Genomic DNA, 11647 nt, shown 5'->3' on the forward strand with positions numbered 1-11647 from the left:
CCTAGTCCACCATTTCAATCCATGAATCAAAATACTGTTCAATGAAATTGGTTTTCTCTTTTATTTCTGTCACGGTAAGTTTTTCATCAAGACCTGTCAGAACCCATTTATCCTCGACATCGTCTCTTCGATGGATAATCGCGACCAATTTTCCCTCGAAAGCTGTCAAAGGCTGCTGGACATCTTTGGAAATGATGTAAACATCTTGCTCTTCACCATCTCCAGCCAATAGATTTGGAACATAGCCGTAATTGATGGGATACTGGTTGCCAAATTTATCAATAAAGCCGATAGGTCTATCGATTAGAACCTGATAAACCTTATTCACGATTCCACTCCTCCTTAATGGCCAAATAGGCCTGATAGGGATGGATGGCTCTTGTAATCGGACGACCAACCACAATATAGTCACTTCCAATTCTCGCCGCCTCAGCCGGTGTCATCACTCGTTTTTGATCACCTACATCGCCGCCAGCTGGCCGAATCCCTGGTGTCAAGCAGACAAAATCAGAACTCGTAGCACCTTTAATCAATGCAACTTCATGTGCTGAACAAACGACTCCGTCAAGACCAGCTTGTGCCGCCTTTTGAGCATAGTGAACAACCGCATCCTGCAAACTGGTCTGGATATTTTGGTCGCTTCGCATTTGCTCTTCGGAAGTAGAGGTCAGCTGTGTGACTGCGATTAAGACAGCATCCGCCCCTAATCCTATACGGGCAGCCTTCATCATCTCAACCCCACCTGCAGCGTGAACATTAGTCATATCCACACCTAGTTTTGCCAGAACCCGCATAGCAGATTCGACTGTATTTGGAATGTCGTGCAATTTTAAATCTAGGAAAATACTGTGTCCGCAGTCTTTTAAATAAGAAATAATACTCGGACCTTCCGCATAGTAGAGTTCCATACCCACCTTCACATAGAGCTTTTCATGGGCTGGGAATTGTTCCAGGAAGGACTGAACTTCCCCTTTACTCGCAAAGTCTAAGGCAATAATTGGACGATTCTCTTTCATAGGTTCCTTTCCAAATCGACACAAAAACCCTGCCAGATTGGACAGGGAGGTAGACGAAATCAGCCTGAAAATCAACTTCCAAGCTATTTTATTCCACCTTTTCAGCCTCTCTGGACTTGGTTAAAGGACGATGTTACTCTAATGATACTATTTTATTTTATTTTTGTCAACGCTTTCCCAAGTTTTCTCTCACTTCTTGGCGTAAGCTCTCTAAGGTGTCAATTCCATAAACATCCATACGTTCGGGTAAATCCTTGATAATGGTTGGACAGGCAAATGGGTCTGTAAAGTTGGCCGTTCCGACACCAATCGCTGAAGCTCCTGCAATCATCATCTCAAGTGCTTTATCTGCTGAATCCACACCCCCCATGCCAATGATTGGAAGCTTGGTCATCTGCGCCACCTGACGAATGAGCTTTAGGGCAACTGGAAAGACCGCTGGACCTGACATACCACCTGTCCCATTTGCCAAGATTGGCTGGCGATTTTTAAGATTGAAACGCATTCCAACCAAGGTGTTAATCATGGTCAAACCACTGGCACCAGCATCTTCAGCCGCCTTGGCCAAGAGGGTAATATCCGCCACGCTCGGTGTTAATTTGACATAGACAGGCACAGAGGAAGCCTCTACCGCAGCCTTTACAGCATCGTAGGCCAATTCTTGCACCTGTCCAATCAAGAGACCATTGTTTCCGTGATCCACGTTTGGACAGGAAATGTTGAGCTCGATGGCTTTTACATTTGGAGCTTGTGAAATTTTCCCTGACACATAGGCATATTCTTCATTGGAAAAACCTGCCACATTGGCAATAATTGGCAAATCTGGGAAATGTTGTTCAAGCCAAGGTAATTTTTCGGATAAGACCGCGTCAACACCCGGATTTTGAAGTCCAATGGCATTGAGCATACCTGCCGGTGTCTCGGCTACACGGGGAGTCGCATTGCCATAACGAGGATGACGGGTTGTCGCCTTAATCATAATGGAGCCCAACTGGTTGAGGTCATAATAGTCCGCATATTCCTGACCAAAACCGAAGCAACCAGAGGCTGGAATGATGGGATTTTTCAAGTCCAAGCCTGGCAAGGAAATGGCTAATCGTTTTGTCATCTCAACCTCCTATAAAATCAGACTGCCGGTCGTAAAGACTGGACCTTCTTTGCAGACACGCTTATTCTCATGTTCTTGTCCCTGCCTTGGTTTGACCACACAGGCATAGCAAGCTCCCATCCCGCAAGCCATGCGCGCCTCAAGGGAGATGTAGGCGTGGGGATGGTTATGAAAACGTTGGTCAACGTAATTCATCATAGCAGGTGCTCCACAGGAATAAATGGCAGCAAAGTCGTTTGTCAGCTGTTCGACAACTGTTGCGACATTCCCCTTACGCCCATAAGAACCATCATCTGTTATGACATAGACTTGACCGTAGTTTGCCAATTCTTCTTCCAAAATGACTGCCGCTTTTGTGGCAAAGCCAATGACTGACGTGACCTTGACACCACAGAGCGCAGCCTGTTTGGCCACTTCCACCAAAGGAGGAACACCGATTCCCCCTCCAATAATTAGAATATGGTCACCTGCTTTAAGAAAGTCCACTTCAAAACCTTTCCCAAGAGGTCCCATGACATCTAAATGCTGTCCGACCGTCATCTCAGAAAAGACTTTCGTCCCCTGACCTTCCACTCGATAAATGAGCCTGCATTGAGATTTGTTCTTATCAATCTCGGAAATAGAAATCGGCCTGCGTAAGAGCATGGAATCATCCGGAACACGAAGATGGATAAACTGCCCCATCTTCATATCCTGAATCATTTTCCCCTGTAAGGTCATAGCAAAAATACGTGGGGCAAGTTGGACTTGCTCAACCAGTAACATCTGTTCTTTTAAAATCATCTTTTCTCCTATTCTATGAAACACAAATAGCAAGAAAGTCGATATAGAGAAAAAACCTTGCTGGCTAGCAAGATTACACGAAAAGAAGGCAGCACTTGCCCTATTTATCACGTTCCCTTCTTCGCCTCTCTGGACTCAGTTAAAGGATATATTTTTCAGCATTATACATTTTTTAGAATTATTTGTCAAATCATGTTAAAATAGATGTATGAGAATACAACAATTATTTTACATTATCAAAATCGCAGAAACTGGTAGTATGAACGAAGCTGCCAAGCAACTTTTCATTACCCAACCCAGTCTTTCCAATGCAGTACGTGACTTGGAAAAAGAAATGAATATTAAGATTTTTCTTAGAAATTCCAAAGGTATTACACTTACAAAGGATGGAATGGAATTTCTTTCTTACGCCCGTCAAATTGTTGAACAGACGGAGCTTTTAGAAGATCGCTATAAAAATCCGAATGCAAAACGCCAACTCTTCAGCGTGTCTTCCCAACACTATGCCTTTGTGGTCAATGCCTTTGTCTCGCTATTGAAAGAGACTGAAATGGAGGATTACGAGCTATTCTTGCGTGAAACACGGACCTGGGAAATCATCGATGACGTCAAGAATTTTCGCTCAGAAATCGGTGTACTTTTTCTCAACCAATTCAACCGTGATGTCTTGTTGAAACTCTTGGATGACAATCGACTAACCTATACCCATCTATTTACAGCCAAGCCGCACGTCTTTGTGAGCAAGACAAATCCTTTGGCACAGAAAACATCAATAACCTTGGAGGATCTAGTCGATTTCCCTTACCTTAGCTATGAACAAGGTATTCATAACTCCTTCTATTTCGCTGAAGAAATTTTGTCTCAAGAACACCACAAGAAATCCATTGTTGTGTCTGACCGTGCTACACTTTTTAATTTATTGATTGGTCTAGATGGCTACACTATCGCTACCGGTATCCTTAATTCCAATCTCAACGGAGATAACATTGTTTCCATTCCTCTAGAATTTGATGATGAAATCGAATTAGTCTATATTCAGCATGAAAAAGCTATGCTGTCAGACATGGGCGAAAAATTTATCAGTCACTTATTAGAAGAAGTGAAATTTAGTAAAAAATAAATCCAAATTTATATAGACTCACACAAAATAATATGTTATAATATATTCATGAAAGCTTTTGAAAGGGAAATTGAAATATTTCAATTTCTATATAGGAAACGCTTTCATTTTTTTTATATCTATGTTATAATTTGCTTATAATATATATTAAGGAGTGATTAGATGGCTCAAAATAAAATGTTAGCTATGATTCTTGCTGGTGGTCGTGGAACACGTCTAGAAGGTTTGACCAAGAAAGTCGCCAAACCAGCGGTCGCATTTGGAGGAAAATATCGTATTATTGATTTCCCTCTTAGTAACTGTGCCAACTCAGGTATCGACATTGTCGGAGTATTGACCCAGTACGAACCTGTACTGTTGAACTCTTACGTTGCCCAGTCACAACGATGGGGCTTGGATGTTCAAGGCTCTGGTGTCTTTGTACTTCCTCCAAGTGAGAAAATCGAAGGTTTTGGTTTATACAAAGGTACTGCTGATGCTATTACCCAAAACATCGACTTTATTGACTTAAACGACCCTGAGTATGTCTTGATTTTGTCCGGTGACCACATCTACAAGATGAACTATGACAAACTCCTTGATACCCACATTCAGAAAAAAGCAGACGCTACGATTGCCGTTATCGAAGTACCAATTAAAGAAGCTTCTCGCTTTGGTATCATGAATACTGACGAGGACTATCGTATCGAAGAATTTGAAGAAAAACCTGCAAATCCTAAGAGCAACTTGGCATCCATGGGTATCTATATCTTTACTTGGAAAACTTTGAAAAAGTATCTCCAAGAGGATGATAAATCTGAGACGTCTTCACACGACTTTGGTCATGACATTATTCCTAAATACTTGGAAGACGGGCGTACCCTTATCGCCCATCCATTCCGTGGCTACTGGAAGGACGTAGGTACTGTTAACAGCCTTTGGGAATCAAACATGGACCTGATTGACCATGCTGGTGACTTGGATCTTTCAGACCGTTCATGGAGAATTTACTCAGAAGACAAGGGCTCTCCAGCTCAAGTAATCGGTGCCACCGCAACTGTTAAGTCAGCCTACATTGACAAAGGGGCTATCATTGACGGCTATGTAGAACACTCTGTCATTTCAACTGATGTTCAGGTTCATAAAGAATCTGTTGTGAAAAACTCCGTCCTTCTTCCTGGGGCTATCATCGGTGAGGGAGTTGAGCTAGACTATGTTATCGTTGCTGAAAATGTTAAGATAGCTGACGGAACTAAACTCTCTGGTGACGCTGATAATATCCTCTTGATCGATAAGAATGTAACCAAGTAAGAAAGGACTGCTATGTTAAGAAATACTCTAGGAATTGTAAATATTGAAGGAAACAATGTACACTTTGGTGACGTAATGGACCATCGTGGTGTCCAAGCCTTTGGTTTTTTGGGACGTTATCGACTAATTGACTTCGTTCTATCAAACATGTCAAACTCAGGTATTACAGAGTTCCAAGTTTATATGCCTGTTCGTATGCGCTCAACTATCCAGCACGTTGGTACAGGTAAACACTACAACATCAACAGTAAACGTGGTTCACTTCGTTTGCTCAATAGTGTAACGGATCCAAACTCTGTATATCAGCATGATATCAATGCCTTTTCCGATAACCTTCATTTCATTGAAAACTCAACCAAAGAATATGTGTTGATTGCACCTTCTTACTTCATCTACAGCCAAGATTTCACCAATGTCATGGATGAACATGAGAAAACTGGTGCGGACATTACTGTACTTTATAAGAATATTACAGACGCAAAAGAAAACTTTATCGGTTGCCAAACCTTAAAATTCGATGATAACAAGCGAGTAGTGGCCTTTGAAGAAAACCATGGTAAATATAAAAACCGCCCTGTTTCATTAGAAGCCTACATCATGAAACGTACAACCTTTATAGAGTTGATCAAACGTGCCAACAAAGTTTCATCACTCTACTGGTTAAAGGATATTCTTCGTGATACAGTGGATCAATACAAAATCATGGGCTATGCACACCGTGACTTTGTAGCTTGTATCAATAATGTTGAGTCATATTTCAAAACACAGATTGATTTGATTGACCGCGATACACGTAAACTTCTTTTCAAGAATGACTGGCCAATTCATACGCAAACAAGTGATTCTTCTCCTACTCTTTATGGTCCTTTAGCAGAAGTCAAACGCAGTTTGATTGCCAATGGTGCCAATATCAATGGTCAGGTAGAGAACTCCGTGATTGACCGCGATGTGATTATTGAAGAAGGTGTTGTCGTCAAGAACTCAATCATTCTCAATGGTGTAACTATCAAAAATGGTTCAACAATTGAAAATGCTATAATTGACAAGTCGACAAAGATTGTTCATTCTACAGATATTAAGGGCAGTGAATCAAATCCAGCCTACATCAAAGCACATCAAATCATCTAGGAGAAATCATGACAAGAAAATCTGTTCTTTTTGTAGCATCTGAAGGACTTCCATTCATCAAGACTGGTGGTTTAGCCGATGTAATCGGTTCCTTACCTAAAGAATTGGTAAAACAGGGGTTGGATGTCCGTGTGGTTTTACCACTCTATAAGAAAATTGCTATCAATAACCATGCTGATTTTGACTATGTGTCCAGTTTTGATGTTCGTGCAGGCGACATTCAGTCCATGGCTAATGTTTACAGCCAAGTAATCGATGGTGTTACCTTCTATTTCATTGAACACCGTGACTTCTTTGAGCGCGATGAATTGTATGGATACGATGATGATGCCATGCGCTTTGGTTATTTCCAACATGCTACCTGTCGTCTATTAGAAGCCTTGGATTTCTTCCCAGATGTCATTCACACGCACGACTGGCACACTGCAGCTCTTCCATTCCTCTGCCGTACTTTCTATAGCTACCGTGACGAATTCCGTGCTATCAAGCATGTCTTCACCATTCACAACCTGGCTTTCCAAGGTATTTTCAATAAGCAAGCCCTCTGGTCAGCTCTGGGGATGGATTACAGCTATTACTTAGACGGTATTGCTCGTTTCCATGACGAATGCATTTCCTTTATGAAATTAGGAATCTTGTACGCTGACAAGGTAACAACCGTTTCAAATACTTATGCGCGTGAAATTTTGACTGAAGAATTCGGTGAAAATATGCAACACGTGCTGGAACTTCGTAAGCATGATTTGTGTGGTATTGTCAATGGGATTGATTACGATAGCTGGGATAGTCAGACAGATACATATCTTGTAAAGAATTATAGTCTTGAAACAATTGCAGACAAAAAAGCCAATAAATTGGCCTTGCAAGCTCAGTTTGGACTTCCTCAAGATGAACATGTGTTGATGATTGGTATCGTATCTCGTTTGACTTGGCAAAAAGGATTCTATCTCTTGACAGAGGTTCTCAGCCATCTACTTCAAGCCCACGTTCAATTTGTCATCTTGGGCAATGGTGAAGCAGATGTTGAAAACGCCTTTAACCATTTCAAACACGCTTATCCTGAAAAATTCGCCTTCTACCGTGGCTACAATGAACCACTTGCCCACCAAATTTATGCTGCAAGTGACCTCTTCCTTATGCCGTCCATGTTTGAACCATGTGGTATCAGCCAATTGATTTCTATGCACTATGGAACACTTCCATTGGTTCGTGAAACTGGTGGTTTGGTAGATACGGTGACACCATATCACATCGACAGCAAAGAAGGCACCGGCTTTACATTTGGTGGCCGGGATGCCTACAATATGCGACAAGTCTATGATTTGGCTCTACAGACCTACTATGACCGTCCAGAAGACTGGTATTCTATGGTCAATCAGGCTATGGAACGTGATTTCAGCTGGACTGCTTCCGCTGAAAAGTACATCTGGCTCTATCGTGAAATTAGTGGCTAGGTAAGATTTGACAACAAACTGAAGGGGAGTGCGACCATAGTCCACTCCTTTTCAACAAGGAGATTGCTATGACAGAATTTACTGATTTGGATTTATACTATATGAATTCCGGTGAGCACACCACACTCTACGAGAAAATGGGGGCTCATTTAATAAAGGATCGCAATATGATCCTTGGCACCCAATTCCGTGTCTATGCTCCAAATGCAAGAGAAGTTTTCTTGGTTGGAAACTTTAACGACTGGCAACGTAGCCATCCAATGCAATGGGAAATTGATGGTGTTTTTCAACTCTATGTAGAAGGTTTAAAATCACTTGAAGATTACAAGTACCTCATTATAACCCATGATGGACGTGAAATTTACAAGGCTGATCCATATGCCTTTTTCAGTCAAGTGCGTCCTAATACTGCGTCGACAACCTACAATCCTCGTTATAAGTTTAAAGACGATGTCTGGATGTATCATCGTGTCAACTATGACTTTAAGGAGCAACCTGTTTCTATCTACGAAGTTCATTTGGGTTCTTGGAAACAGAAGTTTGCCAATAAAAATGAAGGCGGTGCGCCACTTGAGGCCTTCAATAGTTACAAAGAAATTACACCGCTACTCATTGAGCATGTCAAAGAAAATAACTATACCCATATCGAACTGTTACCAATCACTGAGCATCCTCTAGACGCTTCTTGGGGATATCAGGTTACCGGTTATTACAGTCCAACTAGTCGCTATGGCAAGCCAGATGAACTTAAATATCTGGTTGATCAATGTCACCAGGCTGGCATTGGTGTCATTCTTGACTGGGTCCCACTACATTTCTGTAAAGATGCCCATGGTCTCTATCAGTTTGACGGTAGTTGGTTATACGAATATCCACACGAGCAAGACCGTGAAAACCACCAGTGGGGAACCGCAAACTTTGATTTGGGTAAAGGCTTGACACGTTCCTTCCTTCTCTCAAATCTCAAATATTGGTTGGAATACTTCCACTTTGATGGGATCCGCGTTGACGCCCTGTCCTACCTGCTCTACTGGCGTGGTGAAACGGAAGATGACAAGATAAACCATGGAGCGATTGATTTTATCAAACGTGTCAACGCCATGGTTCACACCGACTATAAGGGTGTCATGATGATTGCAGAAGATTCTTCAAGTTTCCCAAAAGTTACTCATTCTCTTGAAGAAGGTGGTATTGGCTTCGATATGAAATGGGATTTGGGTTGGATGAATGATACGCTCAAGTTTGTAGAACGTCCGTCAGTCTACCGCAAATACCATTCTAACGAAATTACTTTCGGTATGTACTACAACCAGAATGAGCAATTCCTCTTGCCCTTATCTCATGACGAGGTTGTCCATGGAAAGCATTCCATCATTGATAAGATGAATGGAGATTACGATGATAAGTTCCATTTGGCCCGTGTCTACTACAGCTTCTATTTTGCTCATCCAGGTAAGAAATTACTCTTTATGGGCAATGAATGGGGGCATATCCGTGAATGGCATGAGTACACTGAAATGGATTGGAATTTACTAACTTATCCAAATCACTCAAGTTTCTATCAAATGATGAAGACCTTGTCTACTTTTTATCGTGAACATGACGCTTTTTGGAAGTATGATTACCAGGCCTACGATAAAGGATTCCAGTGGGTGAAAATTGATAGCGAAGCTAGTCTCTATGCCTTTTCGCGTATGAGTGATGACCAAGAAATCTTGACCATTCATAATTTTAACGACCAAGAATTGTTCGATGTCCACCTAGATTTGCCAGCAGATAGCGAATACAAACTTGTCTTCTCTTCTAATGCCATTCCAATGGAAACATTCAGCCTCTTTCCTAATGAAAATGGGGCTACAATAACTGTTCCACGATTGACTAGTCTGTATTTAGAGCGGGTGAAATAAGAACATGTAAAGAATGGAGTTCAAAAACTTCATTCTTTTTTGCATGAAAAAACAACCACCGTTTCCGATGATTGTTTGTCTGACTTATTCAACAGCTGTATAAGTTGCTGCTTTTTCAAGGAAGGTATCAAATTCGCCACTTGCTTTTATTTCTGCGATTACCTTGTCAATCTCAGTTTTTAAATCTGTACTTCCTTTTGGAAGGGCGATAACTTTTGAGTTTTCATCAATTGTTGGGAACTGAGCTGATGCAATAGCAAGATCACTATTTTGTGATACATAACCTGCCGCAACTGGAGAATCCATCAAGACAGCTTCTACCTTACCAGTTTTCAATTCATTTACCGCTTCACCCATTTGTGTCAATGAAATAATTTTGGCATCTGCCATATTTTCTTTTGCATAGGTTTCTTGAGTAGAACCTTTTTGAACTGCCAAGGATTTTCCTGCAAGTGCATCAACACTTGAAATAGTTTCAGCATTCTCTTTCTTAACAAGAAGGACATCTGCGATTTGGTAATAGCTTTCTGAGAAGTCAAAGACTTTTGCACGTTCTTCAGAGTATGATAGACCAGCAATTGCAATGTCAGCCTTTCCTGATTGGACGCTATTCAAAACATTGTCAAAGCTCATTGCTGATACTTCCAACTCCACACCAAGTTCATCCGCAATTTTTTGTGCCAGCATAATATCCGCTCCAACAACTTCGTTTTTGCCATCTACAAGCGTTTGAAATTCAAATGGTGCATAGTCAGGACTTGTCGCTACAACCAAGGTTCCTTTTTCTTTAATCTTCTCGAGTGTTGATTGGCTTGAAGATGAACTAGTCGAAGAACAAGCTGCTAGTGTAAATCCTGCTACAAGAGTTGCTGCTAATGTTAATATTTTTTTTAATTTCATAATCTTTTCCTCATTTTCTATTATATGTTATTGAATTACCAGTTACGGTCATCATCGGACTTTTAAATTATTTTCTGTCATTTCCCTCTCCTATTTCATAAGTTAAATCAATTATATAGTGTTTTTATACAATTGTCAACTATTTTTTGTATTTTTATGCAATTTAAAAAATAATACCTTTTAATTCTAAAATAAAAGGGGATACTCTCCCCAAAGTTCAACCAGTAAACTACCTAAAATTCCTATCCCACTCTCCATCAGAATCCTTTTTGGTATAAAAGAACTCAGATATGTCTTCATCATCCATTACTTTTAAAATTTCTAGCAAATCGTAGGCTAGATCCATCTTAGGAAGGTCAATCTTTTTAACCCAACGCACTTCTCCTTCTTCTGTTGACCGAAGTGTGCCAGAAAAATTCGTCGCCTTATAGAGAAATACCAGATAGCGATGACCTTCCTTGTCAGGCCAATGTTTGATACCAACTAAATGAGCATTGGTAATTGTCAAACCAGTCTCCTCTAAGACTTCACGGACAACAGAGTCATGGAAATTTTCCCCTTCTTCTACGTGGCCTCCAGGAAAGGCAGCGCCAGACCAACGATAGCGTTTCGGATCACGAATTTGCACTACTACATTCCCAGCCTTATCCTCAATTAAACACATATTGGTCAAAGTAACTGTTTCTTTTCGAGACATTTTAACTCCCTTTCTCAACTCCGCGCCATGATGACAGACAAACTTACCTACTGTATACTCTATAATAACAAAAAAAGCCAAGGCAGACCAGCCTTGACTCATATAGAATCCCTGAATAAATGGGAGTGGGAAAGACATCCATGATGGCTCCGCCCTCACCCACAGAATAATGAAAACGAACACAAAGCCCTCACTAGGTGTATAATCTTAGTGAGGGCTTTGTGGTTGACGAGTTAATGATGTT

The 11647-nt window shown here is 41.0% G+C and carries 11 protein-coding genes; 5 read left to right on the top strand and 6 right to left on the bottom strand.

Features of this window, described 5'->3' with window-relative positions; all coding sequences use genetic code 11:
- Position 1: 1 nt before the first annotated feature.
- From NF418_RS04330 to NF418_RS04345, 4 genes are all read right to left on the bottom strand, one after another.
- On the bottom strand, positions 2 to 328 hold the full coding sequence (locus NF418_RS04330) for an inorganic diphosphatase (protein WP_256778582.1): 327 nt from the start codon (positions 326 to 328) through the stop codon (positions 2 to 4).
- Complete coding sequence (gene pyrF / locus NF418_RS04335; RefSeq protein ID WP_256778583.1) at positions 321 to 1016, bottom strand: orotidine-5'-phosphate decarboxylase; 696 nt, start codon at positions 1014 to 1016, stop codon at positions 321 to 323. Before pyrF ends, NF418_RS04330 begins: the two co-directional genes overlap by 8 nt.
- A 166-nt stretch (positions 1017 to 1182) precedes the next feature.
- Positions 1183 to 2124 (bottom strand): dihydroorotate dehydrogenase, encoded by a 942-nt coding sequence (locus tag NF418_RS04340; protein WP_256778584.1) that lies wholly within the window; start codon positions 2122 to 2124, stop codon positions 1183 to 1185.
- 9 nt (positions 2125 to 2133) lie between these two features.
- A complete protein-coding gene (locus tag NF418_RS04345) occupies positions 2134 to 2931 on the bottom strand; it encodes a dihydroorotate dehydrogenase electron transfer subunit (protein WP_256778592.1) in 798 nt (265 codons plus the stop codon).
- Between the two features lie 184 nt (positions 2932 to 3115).
- On the opposite strand from NF418_RS04345, the gene NF418_RS04350 reads away from it, so the two are divergent.
- The 5 genes from NF418_RS04350 (at position 3116) to glgB (ending at position 9806) form a co-directional block, all read left to right on the top strand.
- A complete protein-coding gene (locus tag NF418_RS04350) occupies positions 3116 to 4027 on the top strand; it encodes a LysR family transcriptional regulator (protein WP_105109398.1) in 912 nt (303 codons plus the stop codon).
- Between the two features lie 162 nt (positions 4028 to 4189).
- Positions 4190 to 5317, top strand: coding sequence for a glucose-1-phosphate adenylyltransferase (locus tag NF418_RS04355; RefSeq protein ID WP_256778585.1), 1128 nt, complete (start codon positions 4190 to 4192; stop codon positions 5315 to 5317).
- Positions 5318 to 5329: 12 nt separating this feature from the next.
- Complete coding sequence (gene glgD, locus NF418_RS04360; RefSeq protein WP_256778586.1) at positions 5330 to 6445, top strand: glucose-1-phosphate adenylyltransferase subunit GlgD; 1116 nt, start codon at positions 5330 to 5332, stop codon at positions 6443 to 6445.
- Positions 6446 to 6453: 8 nt separating this feature from the next.
- The gene (gene glgA / locus NF418_RS04365) at positions 6454 to 7899 is read left to right on the top strand and encodes a glycogen synthase GlgA (protein WP_256778587.1); all 1446 of its coding nucleotides are present in this window, start codon (positions 6454 to 6456) and stop codon (positions 7897 to 7899) included.
- A 68-nt stretch (positions 7900 to 7967) separates the two neighbouring features.
- Positions 7968 to 9806: a 1,4-alpha-glucan branching protein GlgB gene (gene glgB, locus NF418_RS04370; protein ID WP_256778588.1), complete on the top strand. Its 1839-nt coding sequence runs from the start codon at positions 7968 to 7970 to the stop codon at positions 9804 to 9806.
- Between the two features lie 84 nt (positions 9807 to 9890).
- Here the strand turns inward: glgB and NF418_RS04375 are convergent, their stop codons facing one another.
- A complete protein-coding gene (locus NF418_RS04375; protein ID WP_256778589.1) occupies positions 9891 to 10706 on the bottom strand; it encodes a transporter substrate-binding domain-containing protein in 816 nt (271 codons plus the stop codon).
- A gap of 229 nt (positions 10707 to 10935) precedes the next feature.
- Positions 10936 to 11403 carry an 8-oxo-dGTP diphosphatase gene (locus NF418_RS04380; protein ID WP_256778590.1) on the bottom strand — a complete coding sequence of 156 codons (468 nt, stop codon included), beginning with the start codon at positions 11401 to 11403 and terminating at the stop codon, positions 10936 to 10938.
- Positions 11404 to 11647: the final 244 nt, after the last annotated feature.

This window comes from Streptococcus suis, assembly GCF_024509555.1.
GTDB lineage: Bacteria > Bacillota > Bacilli > Lactobacillales > Streptococcaceae > Streptococcus > Streptococcus suis_AD.

Excerpts from the sequence above, each read along its gene's own strand:
- pyrF (WP_256778583.1), bottom strand. The coding sequence starts at position 1,016 with ATGAAAGAGAATCGTCCAATTATTGCCTTAGACTTTGCGAGTAAAGGG.
- NF418_RS04340 (WP_256778584.1), bottom strand. The coding sequence starts at position 2,124 with ATGACAAAACGATTAGCCATTTCCTTGCCAGGCTTGGACTTGAAAAAT.
- NF418_RS04350 (WP_105109398.1), top strand. The coding sequence starts at position 3,116 with ATGAGAATACAACAATTATTTTACATTATCAAAATCGCAGAAACTGGT.
- NF418_RS04355 (WP_256778585.1), top strand. The coding sequence starts at position 4,190 with ATGGCTCAAAATAAAATGTTAGCTATGATTCTTGCTGGTGGTCGTGGA.
- glgD (WP_256778586.1), top strand. The coding sequence starts at position 5,330 with ATGTTAAGAAATACTCTAGGAATTGTAAATATTGAAGGAAACAATGTA.
- glgA (WP_256778587.1), top strand. The coding sequence starts at position 6,454 with ATGACAAGAAAATCTGTTCTTTTTGTAGCATCTGAAGGACTTCCATTC.
- glgB (WP_256778588.1), top strand. The coding sequence starts at position 7,968 with ATGACAGAATTTACTGATTTGGATTTATACTATATGAATTCCGGTGAG.
- NF418_RS04375 (WP_256778589.1), bottom strand. The coding sequence starts at position 10,706 with ATGAAATTAAAAAAAATATTAACATTAGCAGCAACTCTTGTAGCAGGA.
- NF418_RS04380 (WP_256778590.1), bottom strand. The coding sequence starts at position 11,403 with ATGTCTCGAAAAGAAACAGTTACTTTGACCAATATGTGTTTAATTGAG.